This window comes from Paraflavitalea speifideaquila (assembly GCF_032395985.1).
GTDB lineage: Bacteria > Bacteroidota > Bacteroidia > Chitinophagales > Chitinophagaceae > Paraflavitalea > Paraflavitalea speifideaquila.
The window spans coordinates 1,718,728-1,736,582 of the sequence record NZ_CP135920.1; the positions used below are offsets into that span (position 1 = coordinate 1,718,728).

Sequence of the window (17,855 nt, forward strand, 5' to 3'; positions counted from 1 at the left end):
TTAGAGTGTTATTTTCAAACTGATGTCCACGCCGCGGGTAGCGGGTATACCCAGGTTATCAAAACCAAAGGAGCCACTGCCTCCAACACCGGCGCCACTACCTGATACTTCCGGATCAACACCCGAATAATTGGTGATCAGGATAAGGTTGCGGCCGGTAACGGATACGATGGCATTGGTAAAAGGCGTTTTGCCCAACAGTTTTTGGGAAGGGTATAATTAAGTGTGGCATACCGCATGCGGTACCAGGAACCATCTTCCACAAAATCGTAACCGATAAAAGGATACAAGGTTTGATAAAAATTCTGATCCAGTACTACGGATTGGGTATTCTTGGCGCCGCTGGATTCTATAATACCGTCAAATACCATAGAGCTGCCCCGGTTGAGTGTTTTAGTACTTAAGCCTGCCCGTACGAGGTAGTTTTCGGTGGCATTGTAAATGTCTCCGCCAATGCGCACATCCCACATAAAGGCCAGTGAGAATTGCTTATAGGTGAAGGTATTGGTGATGCCACCCACCCAATCGGGGTTACGGTCGCCAATATTCTGGTTGGTGGATTGTACTTGCGGATAACCATTATTGGCCAATAATAATTGACCTGCTGCATTGCGTTTCCACACATTACCATTGATGCCAAATAAGCTACCACGCAAGAAGGCAGCACCCTGCGCCACATTGCCGGCGGCCCAGGCATCGGACAATTCAACACGGTCCAATGCGCCGGGTAATGATTCAACTGTAGCGGTATTTTTGGCCAGGTTGAGGTCTACCTGCCAGGTAAAATCCTTTTGTTTGATGGGGGTACCATTGATCATCAATTCCACCCCTGTATTCTTGATGGAACCTCCATTCAGGTAGGCCAGGAATGAACCTGATGAAGGGGGTGTCCGTGTGAGAAGTATCTGATCGTCAGAGACTGTTCTGTAATACGTAAAGTCAAATCCCAGGCGGTTGTCAAGGAACCTTGCCTCAGCGCCTAATTCCAATGAGTTGGTAAATTCGGGTCGAAGGGAAGGGTTACCAAAAAAACTATTGGAGTTCAGGATAAACCCACGTGGGTTGATGGTAAATGTATTGGTGACGTTTGCTAAGGTGGTATTCAATACATGCGATGGGGCATCCTTACCTACCCGTGCCCAGGAAGCCCTGATCTTACCATAGGATAGTAGCTTGCCGGTGGCTTTCACGCCCAGTTCATCCAGCAGATCGGTTACTACCACGGAGGTGCTGAAGGCAGGATAAAAGAAAGAGCGGGCGTTTACCGGCAGGGTAGAAGACCAATCATTTCTACCGCGTACATTGAGGTAAACAATGCCTTTCCAGTCGGCATTGAAATCGCCAAACAAACCTAAGATCCTGCGTCGCTCAATGGTTTGTGAGATAGTTCGGTCGCCTGGATTCACATTGTTGATGCTGGGGAAGGTAGGATCGATAAAATTACGGCCATACCAGTATTGGGTTTGAGACCTGTAATCTTCAATATTATTACCGAGGGTAAGACTTAGATTTATATCATTAATGGCGTGTTTTCCTGTTACCAGCAAAGTAGAAGTGGATATCTGGCTATTGCGGGTATTTTGTGAGAGGGCTCCCTTTTCTTCCCCAAGGATAGTTGTTCCGACAGCACGGATACTGGAAAAGTTATCTGTGTAAAAGTCCGTACCCAGGCGGTAGGTAATGTTTAAGAACCTGAAGGGATCATAGATGGCATTACCTACAAAAATGAACCGGTCGACTTTATCATTGATCGGGTTGTTCTCAATACCCCAATAAGGATTGTCGGTACCAGTAATGGTTCTTTGTGTACCATTTGGCTTGAGGTAATTGCGCATGTCATCATTTTTGGGCCAGAACATGACTGCCAGCATGGTACCTCCACCACCGGTATTGGAGGTAGAGCCATCGGCCACTCCTTTACCTTGTAATACATAACGCCGGTCGGTGCGGGCATAGTTGGCGCTACCGCCTACTTTGAATTTATCGCTGATGCGGGTATCTGCTGCCACCCGGAATGATTTGCGGTTGAAATCGGTTTTCTTTACAATACCATCCTGATCGAAGTAAGAACCTGAGGCATAGAAGGTGGTACGGTCATTGCCGCCACTGAAAGAGATATCGTGCCGTTGGGTAAAGCCCGACTTAAAGAAATTGCCCAGGTTGTCATAAATAGCTTCGCCTGCGTTGAATTTAGGTCCCCAGGAACCTGTGGAGGCCGGATCAAATACACCTTGCTCACCCTGCTTGTAAGTGCTTTGCATATCGGGCAGGTTGCTCACATGATCAAAAGAAGCGGTACCGGAATAACTGATCACTGCTTTACCGGCTACGCCTTTTTTGTAGTAATGATCACGGCACCCGAAGCAGCCCGTAAACCATACAAGGCTGCAGCGGCAGGGCCTTTCAATACGGTTACGCTGGCAATATCTTCGGGGTTGAGGTCAATGGCCCGGTTGGAAGCCGGCGCCGATTGGCCCACCAGGTTGGTGCCCTGTGTAACCTGGGTACTGTTATCCATCGGGATACCATCAATAACATACAAGGGCTGGTTGTTATTACTTAGTGAAGTACCTCCCCGGATGAGCATGATGGACGATGCTCCGGGAGCGCCACCCGAATTGGTGATCTGCACACCGGCTACCTTACCTTGTAAGGCATTCACCAGGTTGGGTTGGTGCGATTCGGTGATGGCCTGTGCTTTCACCTCCTGTAAGGAATAGCCCAGTGATCGCTTTTGGGCGGTTACACCAAAAGCGGTGACTACTACGGTGGCTTCTGTTTTTGTGTCACTGATTTTCAAGGTGAAACTTACGGTAGCCGAAGTACCGCTGCCAACTGTAACCACTTTTGTTTGCGATTCAAATCCCACAAAAGAAACTTCCAGCTTGTAGGTGCCGGGCGTTAATTGGCTGTAGGTGAATTTCCCATCCTTGTTGGAGGTGGTTCCCTTATCGCCGGGCGTAATTACAATGGAAGCGCCTTCAATGGGCGCATTTTTTTCATCGAGTACAGTTCCGTTAATGTTTTGTGCAGCCGCATGGAGTATCCCTGTAAATAGTAGAAGGGTTGTCAGTCGTATGACGCGAAGCAACCTTTTCATTCTTAACCGGGCATCAGCATGCCTGCTTGTGTTACAATTTTGCATACCTGTATGATGGTTTTTGGTTTAAATACAATATCATGAAGTAGGGAGGGGTTCTCTAGGTCGTTGTATAACTTAACTTGTCGATTCGTTTATTCTACATATTGCACCTGTATTGCTGAATTTGCACCTTTCGTTGTTTTGAACTTGCCGTTCAGCATTATTTCCGCTAAAGCGGGGGCCTGCAATACACTGCCCGATGCGAGGTTGCCTTTCAATCGTTTGCTACGGTGATGGATTTTCCAGTGGTTGCCAGGGGTTGGTAAGTACATATTAGTAAGACGATACTTTGTGTACGATTGCTGCACGAACGATTTGCTTTGCCACATAAACTGGCAAGAAGATCATAAAAGAATAAAGCCTGGTGATACCAGGCCTAAAGATACTATTATCGTTTTGGTTATACTGTATTTGTGTTACGGTGTTTTAGCTCGCCGCTCATAGCTAACTCCAACACATCATGATTGAGGATATACCAGCAGTGAATGTTGACTGGCAGTATGGAGGTTGCGCCATACCTGGTTGATCTCAGTGGAAGGGTTGGCGGCAGTAATGCCACAAAATGGATACAAGGTATCCACTTGTTGCCGGGCAATGGTGGCTAGGCGGCGACTGGTATGACTGATGGCTTGCAGTAGCTCAGCAGCAACCGCCTGTTGTGTAAGCATGGCTTGCCAGGCAGTTTCGATGGCTGCATAGAATGCATCTCTGGCCTGTTGCAGTGCTGCGGTTGCCTGCTGCAGGGTCTCGCGAAGTGGTGCCTGGATATGTTTGCTATTGTGGGGATTATTGAGTTTATCTTCAAATAAGGATTGGCAAAGATCGAGGAACCGTACGGCCATGCCGGAATAGTTGACTGCCAGGGTAGCTTCGGCAAAGGGTAGAAAAGGGAAATGGTAAACCGGATGTTCCAGCACTGCTTTGCCGGGCTCAAGAATAAATGTTCTATTGACAGGAACGGTTACTCCTTTCACTTCAAAACCATGACTGGCGGTGGCCATCATACCGATGCAGTGCCAGTTTTGGATGATATTGACCTCATGGGGATAAAACCAAAATGATTGTATCAATGGATTTCCTGCGGCATCTTGCAACAGCACCCCGTCTTTTTCTATTGTACAGTTGGCGGTAAATGCAGTAGCGTGCAAAGAACCGGTAGCATAGTGCCATTCTCCGGTAATACGGTATCCCGCTGGTGTTACCTGGGCAATGCCTGAAGGCCGGCCACTGCCTGCCAGGCAAACCTTTTTATTGGTATAAATTTCCTGTACGGCAGATGGCGCCAGGAAACCGGCAAACCAGTTGGCACCGCTGCACAGGGTTACTGTCCAACCCGTACTGCCATCTGTCCAGGCCAATGCTTCTTCTGTACGGAGTGCAGCGGGTAAGGAAAGTTCCAATCCGCCATATACTTTGGGTACAAACAAATTGAACCAACCCTGGTCGTATATAATGGCCAATTGCTGGTCATGCAACTTGCCGAGTTTTTCTGCCACAGGCGCCAGTTCTCTGATGGTATTTGTTAATTCAGCCGGTATCACACTGCCTGGATGGGCTATTGTAGTCATATATTTAGTCTTCTAAATTCTTTAATCAGTATTCTGTCTTTTGTATTCTAAGCGCTGTATTCTACCTGCTGTATGCTGTCTCCTGTGTTCTGTATGCTTTGTTCTTTCTTCAATAGCTTATTCCACCTGATGTATCCCTGAATGGCTACAATAAACAGGAAAAGGGTGAGGCCGGCATATAATGGCAACTGCTTGTGCAGGAGTAAGGGAATGGCAAAGGCATTTGATAAGTTGAGTAAAAGCCAGTTCTCTAATTTCCGTTTGGCCAGTAACCACATACCTGCCCAGGCGGTGGCACTTACCCAGGCATCCCAATAAGGAACGGTAGAAGGGGTGTATTGCTTGAGCAAGAATGACAACAAGACAAAGCCCAGTACTACAATGAGGGCTACGGTGATCCATTCCTGCCGGCTGCTACGTGTAATTTTTACGGGCGGCTCATTTCTTTTTTGATCCAGTACCACCAGCCATATACACTCATGACAATATAATAGCCGTTCAACAGGCATTCGGCATACAAGCCGGCTTCAAATAAAATAAAGATGGAGAGGCTGGTAGCTCCTATGCCGGTAGGGTACAGCCATATTTTATTGGCCCTGGCAAAAAGCACTTCTGATACGCCCAGTGCCAGTGCGACCCATTGAATAAAAGGTGTTTCGGCTAATTGCTGCCTCAGCAGGGTTATCCATTCTGACAAGTTCATACCTGGTAGATTATTTATGATTGTATGAACCCAAAGGGAGGCAGGTGCATAAGTTATGCACCGGTAAGTATTATTCCTCTTCCCTACGCCGGTATTATCCGGATCAGGTGGCTGAAAGAAGCAAGTTCTTTCAATGGGTATAATCTCAGCCTGTTTTTCAGCGGCCGCTTTTGGCGGCGGCAAGGCACCCCTTGAGTTGAATAGGGCAAAGATAGTGGCTAAAAAAAAAAAAGCTGTTTTCTTTTATGGATTCCTGCCACACTTGAATCTCACCTCCATTTAGTAGTACACCCCCTGCCGGGCGTTGGTTATTCCGGCGCCTGTTTCCTTTTTATCCATCAGTACCAACCTATATGCAAAAGCCTGTTTTATGCTCCGTTATTTGTCTGTTGCTGGCACTTACTGCGCTGGCTCAGCCTTCGTCCATTGATAAGAACAAAGTGCTGGATTATTTCCAGGAACAACAGTTTGATGAAGCCATTGACTACCTGCAACCTATTGTGTCGGCTGATCCGGCCAATCAGCAGGCGCTGCGTTACCTGGGTTATGCGTATTACATGAGTGACCATGTAAAAACAGCCCAGCAATGTTACCGGAGAATGTTTGCCAATGATTCTGTCAACATAACAGCCAATCATTACCTGGCCACGTTTTATTATAACAGGGATCCAGAACTGGCGATGCAGTTCTTTGCACGGCTGATCCGGCTGCAACCCAGTTCAGCGCATTATTACCGGGGGCTGGGAGCATTGCTTAGTCGCAGTAAGCTGAAAGACCCGGCACTGTTGTTCCTTGACCTGGCCTATGCCATGGCGCCTGGCGATGGGAGGAACCTGGTATCGCTGGCGGAAGTACTGATCGACCTGAAAAACTTCAATAGAGCTGATAGTCTACTGGAAATTGGATTGGCCAGGGATTCCATGAATATGTCCTTTCTGCGGTCGCGTATCAGGAGCGCCTAGGAGGCCAAGGATTATAATAATGCTATCCTGCCAGCGGCCGAGGGAAAAGAAAGCTTATGCCTACGTGCAACAAAAATGGGGTAAGAAAAAGAGTAAATAGTACACGCATTATCTTATTGTAAACATCTCTCTTTCATAGTAACTTGGTCTAAATTGCCGGTTTTATGAAAAAATATACCCTATTCTTTTTAGTAAGCCTCTTTGCCTGCACAGGCTGGGCACAGCAAACCAGGTATGTAGTATTGATCACGGTGGATGGATTTCGTCCGGATTTTTATATGGATGCTTCGTGGGGAACACCCAACCTGCGGATGATGAAGGATAGTGGCGTATGTGCGAGGGGGTGAACAGTGTGTTCCCTTCCGTAACTTATCCCAACCATACTACCATCATTACCGGCCAGCCGCCCGCGCAACATGGTATTTATTACAATGCTCCCTTTGAGCCCAATGGCGCCAGCGGCCAGTGGTATTTTCATTACACTGCTATTAAAGTACCCACGCTTTTGATGCGGTACGTAAAGCAGGAAGGAAATCGGCCAATGTGATATGGCCTGTAACCGTTGGCGGGCCCATTGATTACAATGTACCTGATGTATGGTCGCCCAGGTTAAAAACAGACAGGCGGGCCATTACGGCAGCCAGTAGCACACCAGCCACGTTGTGGCAGGAGTTGCAGGAGAAAGCCACGGGGGTTATGGAAGCGGCCGATTTCAATATGGTAAAAGAAGAACTGGTGATGGATGAAAATGTGGCCCGTATGGGAGCTTATATGCTGAAAACGTATAAACCTGCATTTACTGCTTTGCACCTGGCCTGTACCGATCACTATGAGCATGAGCAGGGCCGGGACGGGTACCTGGTGAGGAAGGCTGTGGCCGGCGCTGATAGGGGTATAGGCACTATTTTAGAAGCGCTGGTGCGTGCCGGTATGCAGGACAGTACGGTGGTGATAGTAACGGGCGATCATGGATTTGTAGATATTAAAACCTCCTTTCAGCCCAATGTAGTGCTGGTGCAGGCAGGAATTATAAAAGATATTAAGAAAGACGATTGGAAAGCGCAATTTCATTCTGCCGGCGGTTCGGCCTTTCTCCATTTAAAAGACAAAGGGGATGTACAAACGCTTAACCAGGTACGGCAGCTGCTCAACAGCTTGCCCCAGGAACAAAAGCAATTGTTTAAAATAATAGAGCGTAAGCAATTGGATGAAATAGGCGCCGACCCTAATGCTGCTTTCGCTATCACGGGTATGAACAACACTACGATTGGCGGTGGCCTCACGGGTGGGGTGGTAAAAACTGCCAAGGGGGTACGCATGGATTCTATCCCGATTTCAAAGAGATACAAACCGGTTTTGTAGCGTATGGTCCCGGTATAGCCAAAGGAGTTGTTATTAATGAAATGAACCTGACGGATATAGCGCCGGTCATTGCGCTATTGCTGGGGCTGGATTTTCCGGCAGGCAAAGTACCTGCTGGTATCTTACAAACGAAATGATGTTGTATAGCCGGGTAGTGTATTCGCTGTAGAAGACCTATTGAACACTGTAAAGGATGGGGCGTTATAATTTAGGGAGATTAATATCGTAGTTGTTTTAATTGGTGGTTTAGGTAAATCGTCCTTATTTCGTTCCCTGAACCCCAAAATGATACGATAATAGGGTTAACTTCTGCATCCAGAGCCTCTAATGGTGATATACATAGTTGTTCAATAAAGCCAAATGCCATTCCGAAAGAACGGAAGTTGTTCCTAATTGGATTGATAATTAGCCAGTTCCTGATTATAGGATGTGAATTTCAAGGGGTTAGAGAGCGAAAGAACGAAAAGTTCCAGGTAAGGTCATCAGGAGGTCATCAGTACCGGAATGTTTTCGAAGACAGCTACTTTGCGCTCGGAGATTTCATGGATAGTAGACCTGATAGTGTAGAGGCCGAATTGTGGCAATACACCAACCTGGATACTCAATGGTTTTATTCGGTAATTTTTCAAATGGGACGCCGTTTAATGAGTGGCAATTTATCCTACCTGACGGCAGAAGATTTACCTCTCAATGGAGTTTTTACAAAAACAATATGACTGATTGGAGGTACTAAAAGAAGCGGTAGGATAACTGCTGGTAATGTGAACGGGTTGGGTGCTGCCATTGTATTCAAAGATGGCTACATGATAGGTAGCGCCGCCGGTGATCCCGGTTACTGTAACGGTATTGCCATTGTTGTTGTATACAGAATACCCGCCGCCAGTGCTGGCGCCGCTGCCAAAGCTGATATTGGTAGCTGGTACTGTAGGTGGCGCCCAAGGCTGGTTGGGCAGATGAGCAGCCAGGTTACCAGCCAGTAGTACAAAAAATAAAAGGGAAGTAATAAATTGCTTCATAAAAAGGCTTAATAGCATTTCCTGTTAAAAGATGAATGAATATTGCAGGCGCAAAACAACAGGAAACACGAAGAATGGGGAATGGACCGCTGCATGAATTGGAGGATTACAGACATGATTTGAGCAACCCCAGTAATAGGATCAGGCGTTGGGGACTGCCCAAATTGGATTAATTTTATAGTCATAATTATCCGCACATGGAAGCCTCTGACAAACTGAAAAGGGTAGTAGAAGCCCGTATGAAGCTCAAAGCCCGTTTTGAGGAAAAGATAAAAGGCACTCCTTCGGTAGCCGATGATAAACCACTGGGTACGGAAACCCCAACCGGCATGGTATGCCGGCAGTGCCCATTGGGCAGATCGTTACTAAAAAGTGGCCGGTGCTGGATCTGGGTATCCAGCCGGATATTGCCCTCCATGAATGGCGGCTAATAGTGGATGGCGAAGTGGAACAGCCTGTTGAACTAACCTGGGATGATTTTATGGCCTTACCGCAAACCAATGACACTTCAGATTTCCATTGCGTAACCACCTGGTCCAAACTGGATATGAACTGGAAGGGCGTTCGCCTGCTTGACCTGGCTGCCTATGTACAAGCTAAAGATACGGCCACGCATATTTTGTGTTATGGCTATGACGATTATACGACCAATGTTTCGCTGGAAGAAGCGCTGAAGCCCGATGTATTGCTGGCGCATACGGTGGAAGGGCAACCCCTGCCGCAGGAACATGGTGGCCCGGTACGCATGATCACTCCCCAGCTCTATGCCTGGAAAGGGGCTAAATGGATCCACCGCATTGAGTTCCTGGCACACAATGTATTGGGCTTTTGGGAAGAGCGCGGCTATTCCAATACGGCCTATCCCTGGCGCAATGACCGCTATAGTTGAAAGCCTGCGCTGTAAAGCCTTGACCAGGATCATTTAATTGCACCTTTTTCGTAGTTCCGTTAGCTTGATGCCCTGACCAGCTCATCAGGAATGTGTAAAATCCGTGGTTCTACGTTTGTATGTATTGTATAATCCGCTTATATTAGCAGTAAATTTCTGCGGCCCTGCATTAGTACCACCTTCCTTTTATCCCATCCCTTTTAAGAAAATAGCCCTGCATACCCAATTTACGTACTGTTCACTCATGTACCAGGGTGTTCTGTTATCACAAAGATTGTATTAGCTATTAAACACCTATGCCCGTCAACAACATTATTGATGTTTTTCTGACTGCCACACTGTTTGTGATCAGTGTAACAGCCTGTATTATTCTCCTGCTCAAATATTTCAAAGCGCCACCCAAGGCGCAATCCCTGCCAGTAGCATCAGCCGCAAGCAATAATGAACTGGAAAACCAATTGCTCAAAACCCAATTGGAATTACAGGAACAAACGCTGCAGCAAATTAGTCAGGAGATCCATGATAATATAGGGCAGGCGCTCACCTTTGTAAAGCTCAACATCAATACGATCGACTTATGTAAGCTGGAAGAGACGCAAAATAAACTTACTGAATCGAAAGAGCTTATTTCCAAGGCCATCCAGGATCTGCGCAATGTGGCCAAATCCCTCAATACGGATTTCATCAATGAAGCGGGCCTGGCTGCCTGTATAGAATACCAGTTGCATTTTCTGGAAAAGACGGGTTTATACACCACCCGTTTTTATATGTCGGAAAGCTGGTGCAAAAGCGAGCCTGAAACCGAACTGGTTTTATTCCGCGTTGTGCAGGAACTGTTGAACAATATTGTAAAACACGCTGAAGCAGTTGCCATTGATGTGAAACTGGAATGTGAGGCGGGTAAACAGCTGATCACGGTAAGTGATAATGGCAAAGGTTTTATGCCGGCTGCACAGGTATTGAACCATGGGGAAAAGGGGCTGGGATTGGGCAATATGAAAAACGAATTGCTATTATACAAGGTCATATCCTCATTGACAGTACACCGGGTAAAGGCACTTCTGTACTGATTGAGGTGCCACAAAAAAGCTATTATAGCCACAATACAGCTAACAAAAGCAGTGATATGTACAACTATTCCCCTGCCTGAGCCTTTTATCTTTGTGGCATAATTATTTAAGTTATTTATTATTCTACAAATCAATCTATATGGCAGCAGAAGAACACCTGGTAAAGATATTGGCGGCTGAATTTGTTACGCACAATGTTCGTCGCTTCACCCTGGAGAAACCGGCTGGTTATAGCTTTCAACCGGGGCAGGCTACGGAGATCAGCATCAATAAACCCGAGTGGAAGAATGAGCGTCGTCCATTTACTTTCACCGGTTTGGCAGAGTGGCCTACGCTTGAGTTTACGATCAAGATCTATACGGATCACAATGGGGTGACCAATGAGCTGGGAAAACTGCAACCGGGTGATAGGCTGCTGCTGCACGATGTATGGGGCACCATTCATTATAAAGGGCCTGGTACTTTTATTGCTGGCGGGGCGGGCGTTACCCCTTTTATTGCCATACTGCGGCAACTGCACAAAACAAATCAACTCGAAAACAGTCAGCTCATTTTCTCCAACCGCACGGAAAGGGATATCATTTTGCGCGATGAGTTTACGGCCATGCTGGGCAGCAACTTTATCAATACACTGACGCAACAAACCACTACCCGGTATGATAACCGGAAAATCGATGCGGATTACCTCAAAGAGAAGGTACCAGATTTTAATCAATACTTCTACCTCTGTGGACCTGATGCGATGGTGGATGGTTTGGAAGCTACCCTGTTGAAACTAGGTGTACCGAAGGATAAAGTAGTGCGGGAGCAGTTTTAGGAACTGTTGTGAAACGGTTCTATTATCAGCTTTAAGATATAGCTAAGACAATTGAACCCCGCTTGAAATAATAAACTTTTGAAAGTCGCCAAAACACTTTAAAGCGTGTTGGTAGTCTCCCCTTTTAACGCGGTGAAAACTTTAATGTCCTCAATTCCATCATACCTTGCTGATTGGCTGTAATGAAATAGGTTCATATAATTATTAAAAGCAGTATCGGTGATTGGCATTGCAGGCCGGTGCCTGCCTGATTTAATGTTGTTATTTATTTCAAAGTGCGATTGTCCAATATCTTTTTCCTTTTTTTAGCCAGGGCTTTCAGGTAATGGATGGCAACATAAAATAAACAAGTTAATTTCCAATCATAATACGTATCGGGAAAGTTTTTGCAAATCGAGGTGTGAAAAACATCATTGTGATTTGCATGCATAACGAATTCGTCCATAGGCTAAACAACGGTTTGTACTTTTTAAATGATGATCTTAAAGCTTGTGGTACAAATTGAAAATGGACAGGAATCTTTTCTGATAGCTCTAACGATGAGTAAAAAGTAAGAAAACCAAGTACTAATTCTCTATTGGAAAATGTATCTTCAACAAGGGTTATACCATAAAGTAAGGGTTCTCCTTCTTTTACTTTTTTGAAAGCGGATGAAATCACCTCATCATTTATTGCTCTTTTGATAAAAAAGCAAATCATCTTATCAGTGATTTGGAATAAATTATTGTCGATCTTTTTCCTTGCGTTTACTAAGCCTTGTATGGGGTTAAAGAATAGCTGCTCCAATTCCTGGATATCTGAAGTTTTAGCTCCTAATTCCAGCAATTGCTCTCCATGTAAAAGGGAGCCGGCTTTAGTAGTAATAGACTCACGGTATTTGGTAATAAAGTCTTTTAACTGACTTTGTACTTCTTCCTGATTGGGTATTTGAGGTGGTATTTTTTTGCTTTAGACATAGTATTACAACTGCAATATAATTAAAATAATGTATATAACAATGCTATAAGCAGTACCGTAATATTTTTTTCAATTTAATTAGATGGAAAGCTGTTGTCCATTCGATAGTGTAGGGATTACCTGATGAGGGGTATTGTAACCTGGTATGCCGAAGGATAAAGTGGTAAGGGAGCAGTTTTAGGAGGGATTCGCCATGTAAATATTTGGATATTAATGGGAAATAGTACCCTTTTGAAAGCCCTAAATTGGTATATGTGGGACAGGCTATTTTATGATAAGTGAGGGTAAAATGCCTGGCTTGATCCTGCTCTTTCAGGTAAGGATTAAAATTTGTAGATTTGTTCAATAAACCAGCGAGTTATGTACGGCGAGGCCAAAAAGTTGCATTTGATTGAAGAAATTCTCAAAATTGAGAATGATGCGGTATTGGATGAAGTAGATAATGTAATTAGTAAAAGTAAGCTTCATTCTGTAGAGCGTAAAAGCTTTAAAGAGTTCTCGGGAATCTGGTCTTCAGAAGAGGCGGATGAGATGAAACGTATAATAGAAGAAAGCTTTGAGCAAATAAATCCTGATGACTGGAAATAAAGTACTACTGGACACTAACATAGTAATAGACTTGTTCAAAGGGGACCAGCAAATTCTAACCTTTTGGATGAGCAACAAAATGTGTTTATACCTGCTGCAGTTTTGGCTGAGTTGTATTTAGGCGCTTATCGATCAGCTAATGAACAAAAACATATTCAGCAGATAAAAGGATTTTTATTGCGGTGTACAGTGCTTAGTGCTGATCAAGCTACTGCAGAAGCTTGTGCGAAAGTAAAGGCTGCCTTATTGAAGAAAGGGAAGCCCATACCGGAAAATGATATCTGGATTGCTGCAACTGCTTTACAGTATAATCTACCATTGTATACAAAGGATAGTCATTTCTCTGAAGTAGATAATATTTCACTGTTGTAAGTGCCTACTAATAAATAACAAATTGAATAGTTGGATACCTGTTGCGTAAGTAGCAGGTTTTTTGTATTGATGCTGCAGGAATAAGCTTATTGGGGTGTTGATGTGATAAGTATGCCGAAGGATAAAGTGGTAAGGGAGCAGTTTTAGAAGGAAAGGGGGATAAAATGGGGAGTTGTTTCTTAGCGGTAAGTGTTGATTAATCTTTCGATTGTGCCGCCTTCCTGTGCTGCAGGATTATCCAGGCAGCTTCGGTAAGGCTTTCTAAATGTTCGTAGAGAAAGAGCAGGTTGCTGCGCTCCCGGCTATCCCGGAAATTACTGTTATTGCTGGTAAGCCCGGCCGATAACCAGTTCCACAGTGCTTCCCGTACATCTTTCAGGTGGTAATTGTCGAAGAATGCATCCAATACCAATATTGGATTTTCCTGTTCCTGCTTTGTTAACTTGTGGAGTTGGTGTTGTACTTCAAGTTGTTTGTTTGCCTTTTTCATAATTGTTATATTTGAAGTGAAAGAATAATGGTGTAGTGCTATTAATCAAAAAAGAATAATTGAGTGACCAGCGAAAACCCATTCAGACCTTCAGGATACGCAGCCCTAAAGTTTGAGCATAAAGAAGCCTTGTGCCAATGTTTGGCATACTATTATGAAGTATTCATTACAGTAAGTATTAAGTGATATTCAAATATAAGAAGAGTTTTTCAATGTACCGTATAAGATATATATTATTTTAAATTATTTCTACTTATATCATCATATCCAATGGAGCCAGAAAAGTTAACAAATGAGTTAGTCAAAACTGGGCAGCGTATACGCGCTATCCGCAAGCATAAAGAATTAACTATAGTAGATTTGCAATCTATTACTGGAATGCATCATGGAAAGATCAGCAAAATTGAAAATGGATTGGTCAATATGGAGTTCTATACTATAGCGCGGATGGCTGATGCCCTGGAGGTAGAAATAATGGAGCTGTTTAATTATGATGGGCCTCTCCCCAAGAGTAAATAATTCTTAGTTATCGGGCGTAGGAGGAACTTCAATTGCGATGGCATCTCGTTCAATCTGATCAAGTATTTCTTTCATTCTTGTTTCATCACCACCAGATTCCTTTTTAGCTACATATTTTGCGAGTGCTTGTTGCTTAGCATCTAGTTTGTTTTGATTTTCTATAATCACTTGTAGTTTATTATTAATGCTGTGTAATAAGTGATTGTTTTTCTCTTTAGGTTTCTCTCCAGTGTTGGCAATTTCTGATGATTTTGCATAATTAGGTTCATCCTCATTGGCTTCTTGATTTGTTTCGTTGGGTGTATATGGCTTGGGGTAAGAAGCGAGGTTCTTTAATTTTTCAGCGAACTTCAGTTTGATATTTCGTAGTAATTTTTTGCTTTGCAGCCCTGGGTCCTTCTGAGTTTTCTGGGCCTTTACATAGTTATACCCCTTATTAAGCTCCTTGGCTACCTCGTGCATATTAACGCCATTGGCATCCAAAAACTGAAGTATATAATCAAGCTCGTTAACTGGTTCCAAACTAAGCGGTTAAAAATAATTACAAAATGTTACAGAAAAGCACCTTTTTATGTCATATTTGACCTATATTTGCCCTGTTCCTTTCCAGTTTCACCGGTTTCCAGGGAGGCGATAAGCCTGCTGGCAACCCCTTGTCCAAAGCAAATAATGAGCATGGCAGCAAAGGAGGACTCATCCTTACTGATATGCCAGGGCTGGCTATACCATGCCCAATATGCTGGTAAATACAAAAATGGCCAGCCTCTGCACCTTTGGGTGAGCGGTTAAGCCTATTGGTATTACAGCAGGGCTAACTTACGAAGAAATAAGGAAAGCGCCGCCATCCCGGCAGTGCTTTGAACAATACACAGCAAAAAAGCCGGTAAACATACCGGCTTCATGTAGTTGGAACACATCATCGTGTCCTTGGACAACTCCCCAGCATTATACGATGCCCGTGCGGAGCATGTGTATAATGTCAATAGCAATACGGATACTATGTAGCAGTTCCGTAACAGCCTGGAGGAACCTATGAAAGCCTCCGGGCTTTTGAATTGATCAATTGGCATATTTCTATAGCCGGTAACGATTACAGAGGCTACCCGCCTCCCTGTTACCAAGTCTTTTCTTCCCTGATGTTACCTATATTCCTCTTCAATGCCTTCTCGGCGCACGGCAATACCTTGCCATATCATAGCGGGTAAGTACGCTGCAATGGTTGGTGCTGCCAGCTTGCGGCACTTTAACTAACAATTTTTATCACTAATGGAATACCCGATGCGCTCAACGGTGGCTGTTAATAACCTGCCATTGTATTTGTATTATCTCTAAAGGAGACATTGATCTGTGGACAAAGGGGGTGTTATCTATGACCAATGTGGCTGCAAGATAGTACATGCAGTTGTAGAAATGAATTTCGAGTGCGTCTTTTTTGACAGAAGGTGAAAATGCTACCCCATGCCAGGGCTTGGTAATAGAGATCATGAAGGGATGGAACAAGTCGGATAATGGTAATAAGGGGTAGATATAGACCTGATCAGGAGTAAATGAGGAGGAGACCAGGAGGAAAAGAGAAGGTAACCAGAAGGAATATCGCTATAAGGTCGCTATAATATCGCTGTAAGGTCGCTATAAAGCCGCTGTGAAGTTGGTGTAAGCCCGTTGTAAAAACGCTGTAGTATGGGCCGTTTTGGATATAAAAGTACAATATTTATTAGCATATTTTATCATATATTTTCGTATATTAGCATAGTGATCCCCGCTTATTGTTTCATTTTTAAAACTGATGTCTTATGGCAAAGGTGAAACCCTCTCTTATTAAGCTGGCAGGAACGATTGATGACTACACCATCGTTGATAGTATCAAGTATGGAAGGCATGCCCGGCGAAAACGCGGCACTGTTAAACCCGCCAAACTAAATTCGAACTGATAAAAAGCAAAGAACGCTTATTAAGCAGCAATAAACCTGCCAAACTGATCTTTGATGCCATTCGCAGTGAACACAAAGATGGCAACCTTTGGACGGACTTGTTGTCGCTATTTAGAAAACAATTGAAAGAAGGTAAAGGTTTTAGTTTACCCTCGCTAATTAAGCTGGAATGCAGCCGGCAATACTCGCTGGATAAGGTATTGCACAATCAATTTTCTGTTGAAACAAACGCGCAAAGGAAAAAGATGCAGGTGACAATTGATCTTTACCAACATCCACAGTGGAGGAAGAAAGAATACCTGGAAGGCTACCAGCTGAGTGTGGTGGTGGTGTTTCCTGACTTTAAACAGGATCGTTGTAAGAAAGTGGTATTGCGTGCGCCGGTCACTTCTTTTAATGATGACTTGAAACATTTCCATTTTGAGGTGCCTATGCCATCTACTTCGGCCCCCTGGATATTGTTTCTAGGTGTGGCGGGAGCTGTGAAGGGTGTGGCAAAGGATGTACCTACTACCAAAGCTATGGCCGTGGTGAAAGTGAGTGGCATGTAAAAAAATGTTGTGGGGTTGGTCACGTTTTTCGGACTAGCTTTGTCTTTCACGGAAAACTACAGTTGTGATGGTGCAGGATTATCAGCGTACTTTATTTTCATATGCCTATAATATCCTTGGCTCGGTAGAAGATGCCAAAGATGCCATTCAGGATGTAATGGTCAAATACCTGGGAGGCGCCCGGCAGGATATTGCAGATGAAAAGAATTACCTGATCCGGGGGTGATCAACCAATCGATCAATATCAGGAAGAAAAAGCAGCGTATAGCCGGCGATCCCCTGTGGCTGCCCGAACCGGTAGCCACGGAAAAAGCAGATACAGGCATCAACCGGGAAGAGCTCATTTCTTATTCGATGATGGTATTGCTGGAACACCTCAATCCCAAAGAAAGGGCTGCCTTTATTTTAAAAGAAGCCTATGATTATTCGCATGAGGATATTGCAGCCGCACTTTCTATTACTGTCGAAAACTCACGCAAACTACTTAGCCGGGCAAAAAGCAAATTGGCCAATCCTGTAAAACCTATTGAGGAAACTACCCTCAATGCGCCGGCTTACCTGGAAAATTATATAGCTGTGATCAAAAGCGGAGATATGCAGTCGCTGGAAAAATTATTGGCGCAGGAAGTAGCGGTTACTACCGATGGCGGTGGAAAAATTAAGATCGTCAGCGAATTGACGGAAGGTATTGAGGCTGCTGCCCGCCTTGTCATGTACGTATACCAGCAATACCAGCAACAATTTACCATCCGGCATAGCTTTGTTAACCACCAGCCCGCACTTTTATTTTACGACAAAGCGGTGCTGATCAACTGCCAAATATTTGATATAGAACCAGGTAGTGGCAAGATCAAGCATATCTATTCGATGGTGGATCCTGAAAAATTAAAAAATATTCCTTTTTCTTAAAGTCCTCGT

Annotated in this window: 24 protein-coding genes and 1 pseudogene; 15 read left to right on the forward strand and 10 right to left on the reverse strand. The window is 44.4% G+C overall.

Annotated elements, in window-relative coordinates:
- The 6 genes and pseudogenes from RS881_RS11910 to pnuC form a co-directional block, all read right to left on the reverse strand.
- A complete protein-coding gene (locus RS881_RS11910; RefSeq protein ID WP_315821271.1) occupies positions 1-198 on the reverse strand; it encodes a hypothetical protein in 198 nt (65 codons plus the stop codon).
- Positions 138-2,315 (reverse strand): outer membrane beta-barrel protein, encoded by a 2,178-nt coding sequence (locus tag RS881_RS11915; RefSeq protein ID WP_315821272.1) that lies wholly within the window; start codon positions 2,313-2,315, stop codon positions 138-140. Before RS881_RS11915 ends, RS881_RS11910 begins: the two co-directional genes overlap by 61 nt.
- 11 nt (positions 2,316-2,326) lie before the next feature.
- Entirely contained in the window at positions 2,327-3,145 is an 819-nt protein-coding gene (locus RS881_RS11920) for a carboxypeptidase regulatory-like domain-containing protein (RefSeq protein ID WP_315821273.1), read from the reverse strand.
- Positions 3,146-3,234: 89 nt separating this feature from the next.
- Positions 3,235-3,414 (reverse strand): hypothetical protein, encoded by a 180-nt coding sequence (locus RS881_RS11925; protein ID WP_315821274.1) that lies wholly within the window; start codon positions 3,412-3,414, stop codon positions 3,235-3,237.
- Between the two features lie 186 nt (positions 3,415-3,600).
- A complete protein-coding gene (locus tag RS881_RS11930) occupies positions 3,601-4,710 on the reverse strand; it encodes an acyl-CoA dehydrogenase family protein (protein ID WP_315821275.1) in 1,110 nt (369 codons plus the stop codon).
- A 47-nt stretch (positions 4,711-4,757) separates the two neighbouring features.
- Positions 4,758-5,413 (reverse strand): annotated as a pseudogene (pnuC, locus tag RS881_RS59335) (nicotinamide riboside transporter PnuC).
- A gap of 353 nt (positions 5,414-5,766) precedes the next feature.
- On the opposite strand from pnuC, the gene RS881_RS11945 reads away from it, so the two are divergent.
- The 4 genes from RS881_RS11945 (at position 5,767) to RS881_RS11960 (ending at position 7,737) form a co-directional block, all read left to right on the forward strand.
- Positions 5,767-6,375 (forward strand): tetratricopeptide repeat protein, encoded by a 609-nt coding sequence (locus RS881_RS11945; protein WP_315821278.1) that lies wholly within the window; start codon positions 5,767-5,769, stop codon positions 6,373-6,375.
- Positions 6,376-6,539: 164 nt separating this feature from the next.
- Positions 6,540-6,722 (forward strand): hypothetical protein, encoded by a 183-nt coding sequence (locus tag RS881_RS11950; RefSeq protein WP_315821279.1) that lies wholly within the window; start codon positions 6,540-6,542, stop codon positions 6,720-6,722.
- Positions 6,719-6,922: an alkaline phosphatase family protein gene (locus RS881_RS11955; RefSeq protein WP_315821280.1), complete on the forward strand. Its 204-nt coding sequence runs from the start codon at positions 6,719-6,721 to the stop codon at positions 6,920-6,922. The genes RS881_RS11950 and RS881_RS11955 overlap by 4 nt, the downstream gene beginning before the upstream one ends.
- A complete protein-coding gene (locus RS881_RS11960; RefSeq protein ID WP_315821281.1) occupies positions 6,919-7,737 on the forward strand; it encodes an alkaline phosphatase family protein in 819 nt (272 codons plus the stop codon). The genes RS881_RS11955 and RS881_RS11960 overlap by 4 nt, the downstream gene beginning before the upstream one ends.
- A 680-nt stretch (positions 7,738-8,417) precedes the next feature.
- Here the strand turns inward: RS881_RS11960 and RS881_RS11965 are convergent.
- Complete coding sequence (locus RS881_RS11965; protein ID WP_315821282.1) at positions 8,418-8,753, reverse strand: hypothetical protein; 336 nt, start codon at positions 8,751-8,753, stop codon at positions 8,418-8,420.
- A 197-nt stretch (positions 8,754-8,950) separates the two neighbouring features.
- On the opposite strand from RS881_RS11965, the gene RS881_RS11970 reads away from it, so the two are divergent.
- The 4 genes from RS881_RS11970 (at position 8,951) to RS881_RS11985 (ending at position 11,529) form a co-directional block, all read left to right on the forward strand.
- Entirely contained in the window at positions 8,951-9,184 is a 234-nt protein-coding gene (locus RS881_RS11970) for a hypothetical protein (RefSeq protein WP_315821283.1), read from the forward strand.
- Positions 9,133-9,642 carry a molybdopterin-dependent oxidoreductase gene (locus RS881_RS11975; protein WP_315821284.1) on the forward strand — a complete coding sequence of 170 codons (510 nt, stop codon included), beginning with the start codon at positions 9,133-9,135 and terminating at the stop codon, positions 9,640-9,642. Before RS881_RS11970 ends, RS881_RS11975 begins: the two co-directional genes overlap by 52 nt.
- A gap of 296 nt (positions 9,643-9,938) precedes the next feature.
- Positions 9,939-10,712 (forward strand): sensor histidine kinase, encoded by a 774-nt coding sequence (locus RS881_RS11980; protein ID WP_315821285.1) that lies wholly within the window; start codon positions 9,939-9,941, stop codon positions 10,710-10,712.
- Between the two features lie 139 nt (positions 10,713-10,851).
- Positions 10,852-11,529, forward strand: a complete 678-nt coding sequence (locus tag RS881_RS11985) for an FAD-binding oxidoreductase (RefSeq protein ID WP_315821286.1) — start codon at positions 10,852-10,854, stop codon at positions 11,527-11,529.
- 351 nt (positions 11,530-11,880) lie between these two features.
- On the opposite strand, the gene RS881_RS11990 is transcribed toward RS881_RS11985, so the two are convergent.
- The gene (locus RS881_RS11990; protein WP_315821287.1) at positions 11,881-12,354 is read right to left on the reverse strand and encodes a hypothetical protein; all 474 of its coding nucleotides are present in this window, start codon (positions 12,352-12,354) and stop codon (positions 11,881-11,883) included.
- 492 nt (positions 12,355-12,846) lie between these two features.
- Between RS881_RS11990 and RS881_RS11995 the strand changes: the two genes are divergently transcribed.
- The gene (locus RS881_RS11995; protein WP_315821288.1) at positions 12,847-13,074 is read left to right on the forward strand and encodes a hypothetical protein; all 228 of its coding nucleotides are present in this window, start codon (positions 12,847-12,849) and stop codon (positions 13,072-13,074) included.
- A 63-nt stretch (positions 13,075-13,137) separates the two neighbouring features.
- Positions 13,138-13,446, forward strand: a complete 309-nt coding sequence (locus tag RS881_RS12000) for a PIN domain-containing protein (RefSeq protein ID WP_315821289.1) — start codon at positions 13,138-13,140, stop codon at positions 13,444-13,446.
- 196 nt (positions 13,447-13,642) lie between these two features.
- On the opposite strand, the gene RS881_RS12005 is transcribed toward RS881_RS12000, so the two are convergent.
- The gene (locus tag RS881_RS12005) at positions 13,643-13,936 is read right to left on the reverse strand and encodes a hypothetical protein (RefSeq protein ID WP_315821290.1); all 294 of its coding nucleotides are present in this window, start codon (positions 13,934-13,936) and stop codon (positions 13,643-13,645) included.
- A gap of 360 nt (positions 13,937-14,296) precedes the next feature.
- Between RS881_RS12005 and RS881_RS12010 the strand changes: the two genes are divergently transcribed.
- The gene (locus RS881_RS12010; RefSeq protein ID WP_315821291.1) at positions 14,297-14,455 is read left to right on the forward strand and encodes a helix-turn-helix domain-containing protein; all 159 of its coding nucleotides are present in this window, start codon (positions 14,297-14,299) and stop codon (positions 14,453-14,455) included.
- Positions 14,456-14,458: 3 nt separating this feature from the next.
- Here RS881_RS12010 and RS881_RS12015 read toward each other — a convergent pair whose 3' ends face one another.
- Positions 14,459-14,977, reverse strand: coding sequence for a hypothetical protein (locus tag RS881_RS12015; RefSeq protein ID WP_315821292.1), 519 nt, complete (start codon positions 14,975-14,977; stop codon positions 14,459-14,461).
- Between the two features lie 1,271 nt (positions 14,978-16,248).
- Between RS881_RS12015 and RS881_RS12020 the strand changes: the two genes are divergently transcribed.
- From RS881_RS12020 to RS881_RS12035, 4 genes are all read left to right on the forward strand, one after another.
- Entirely contained in the window at positions 16,249-16,386 is a 138-nt protein-coding gene (locus RS881_RS12020; RefSeq protein ID WP_315821293.1) for a hypothetical protein, read from the forward strand.
- A gap of 122 nt (positions 16,387-16,508) precedes the next feature.
- On the forward strand, positions 16,509-16,937 hold the full coding sequence (locus tag RS881_RS12025) for a hypothetical protein (protein ID WP_315821294.1): 429 nt from the start codon (positions 16,509-16,511) through the stop codon (positions 16,935-16,937).
- Positions 16,938-17,004: 67 nt separating this feature from the next.
- A complete protein-coding gene (locus RS881_RS12030) occupies positions 17,005-17,163 on the forward strand; it encodes a sigma factor (RefSeq protein ID WP_315824448.1) in 159 nt (52 codons plus the stop codon).
- On the forward strand, positions 17,160-17,846 hold the full coding sequence (locus RS881_RS12035; RefSeq protein ID WP_315821295.1) for a sigma factor-like helix-turn-helix DNA-binding protein: 687 nt from the start codon (positions 17,160-17,162) through the stop codon (positions 17,844-17,846). The genes RS881_RS12030 and RS881_RS12035 overlap by 4 nt, the downstream gene beginning before the upstream one ends.
- Positions 17,847-17,855 lie beyond the last annotated feature (9 nt).

What these genes read in the sequence shown, in the direction of transcription:
- RS881_RS12005 (WP_315821290.1), bottom strand. Translation starts at nt 13,936, where the DNA reads ATGAAAAAGGCAAACAAACAACTTGAAGTACAACACCAACTCCACAAG.
- RS881_RS11930 (WP_315821275.1), bottom strand. Translation starts at nt 4,710, where the DNA reads ATGACTACAATAGCCCATCCAGGCAGTGTGATACCGGCTGAATTAACA.
- RS881_RS11995 (WP_315821288.1), top strand. Translation starts at nt 12,847, where the DNA reads ATGTACGGCGAGGCCAAAAAGTTGCATTTGATTGAAGAAATTCTCAAA.
- RS881_RS11985 (WP_315821286.1), top strand. Translation starts at nt 10,852, where the DNA reads ATGGCAGCAGAAGAACACCTGGTAAAGATATTGGCGGCTGAATTTGTT.
- RS881_RS11925 (WP_315821274.1), bottom strand. Translation starts at nt 3,414, where the DNA reads ATGTACTTACCAACCCCTGGCAACCACTGGAAAATCCATCACCGTAGC.
- RS881_RS12030 (WP_315824448.1), top strand. Translation starts at nt 17,005, where the DNA reads ATGGTGCAGGATTATCAGCGTACTTTATTTTCATATGCCTATAATATC.
- RS881_RS11970 (WP_315821283.1), top strand. Translation starts at nt 8,951, where the DNA reads ATGGAAGCCTCTGACAAACTGAAAAGGGTAGTAGAAGCCCGTATGAAG.
- RS881_RS12020 (WP_315821293.1), top strand. Translation starts at nt 16,249, where the DNA reads ATGGCAAAGGTGAAACCCTCTCTTATTAAGCTGGCAGGAACGATTGAT.
- RS881_RS11945 (WP_315821278.1), top strand. Translation starts at nt 5,767, where the DNA reads ATGCAAAAGCCTGTTTTATGCTCCGTTATTTGTCTGTTGCTGGCACTT.
- RS881_RS11980 (WP_315821285.1), top strand. Translation starts at nt 9,939, where the DNA reads ATGCCCGTCAACAACATTATTGATGTTTTTCTGACTGCCACACTGTTT.
- RS881_RS11965 (WP_315821282.1), bottom strand. Translation starts at nt 8,753, where the DNA reads ATGAAGCAATTTATTACTTCCCTTTTATTTTTTGTACTACTGGCTGGT.
- RS881_RS11920 (WP_315821273.1), bottom strand. Translation starts at nt 3,145, where the DNA reads ATGCAAAATTGTAACACAAGCAGGCATGCTGATGCCCGGTTAAGAATG.
- RS881_RS11950 (WP_315821279.1), top strand. Translation starts at nt 6,540, where the DNA reads ATGAAAAAATATACCCTATTCTTTTTAGTAAGCCTCTTTGCCTGCACA.